At 63.6% G+C, this 770-nt stretch carries 1 protein-coding gene; it reads left to right on the top strand.

Translation table 11 applies throughout. From position 1 onward, the window contains the following. A partial coding sequence (locus IVA79_RS36640; protein WP_247562173.1) for an AMP-binding protein occupies positions 1 to 770 on the top strand: 770 nt, incomplete at both ends.

Raw genomic sequence — 770 nt, forward strand, 5'->3', positions numbered from 1 at the left:
AGTGCTGCTGGCCGATGCAGCGGGGCGATCGGCGCTGGGCGACGGTGCGCTACGCGATCTGACGCTGGTGGATCTGGCGGCGACGCCGGAATGGGCAAACCTGCCGGCGTCGGATCCGGACCCGCGCGCGCTTGGTCTGACCTCGCGCCATCTCGCCTATGTGATCTACACCTCCGGATCAACAGGCACCCCCAAGGGGGTCATGGTCGAGCATCGCGGAGTGGTGCGTCTGGTGGCGGAGAACGATTTCGTCGAGATCTCGCCGCAGGACGTTTTTCTCAACGCTTCCTCGCCGACATTCGATGCGACCACGTTCGAAGTCTGGGGAGCCTTGGCGAACGGCGCCAGTGTTGTGCTCTATCCTGAACGCTATCTCTCGACGGCAACGCTGGCCCGGATCATCCAAGACCAAGGCATCACTATCGCTTGGATGACTGCGCGGTTGTTCGACGTCTATGTCGGGGAGGGGCGGAGCACCAGTGGGCTGCAGCAACTGCTGGTCGGGGGCGAAGAGGTCTCAGCCAGTTCCATCAGAGCATGTCAGACGCGACATCCGACGCTGCGAATCTCAAATGGCTACGGCCCGACTGAGAACACCACCTTCAGTCTCTGCTACCCGGTGCCTGCTGGCTTCGACGGCCAGCAGCGGGTGCCACTGGGACGACCAATCCGGAATTCGGTGGTCTATCTGCTGGATGATCATGGCGGGCTGGTTCCGTTTGGCGCGGTGGGGGAGCTCTACGTTGGCGGGGCGGGGGTGGCGCGCGGTT

The sequence above is a fragment of the Bradyrhizobium sp. 138 genome, from assembly GCF_023074075.1.
Lineage (GTDB): Bacteria > Pseudomonadota > Alphaproteobacteria > Rhizobiales > Xanthobacteraceae > Bradyrhizobium.